Genomic DNA, 207 nt, shown 5'->3' on the forward strand with positions numbered 1-207 from the left:
TGGCGGACCCCGATGTCGATGCGGTAGCCGGCCGACCCCACCTGCGGTTCGACCGAGTAGCCCCACCGGGTAAGGACCCCCAGAACTGACTCTTCGAACGGACTGTCAGGGCTCTCGTTGCTCGAACCGAGATTGATGGCGAGGGCAGGCATGCCCCGCTCGGCGTAGTCGAGGTAAGAGCGCAGGTACTCGACGTTCTCGTTGGGA

Annotated in this window: 1 protein-coding gene; it reads right to left on the bottom strand. The window is 64.3% G+C overall.

What is annotated here, in order from left to right:
- A partial coding sequence (locus BN358_RS26465; protein WP_198018426.1) for a hypothetical protein occupies positions 1-207 on the bottom strand: 207 nt, incomplete at both ends.

This window comes from Sedimentibacter sp. B4 (assembly GCF_000309315.1).
GTDB classification, from domain to species: domain Bacteria; phylum Bacillota; class Clostridia; order Tissierellales; family Sedimentibacteraceae; genus Sedimentibacter; species Sedimentibacter saalensis.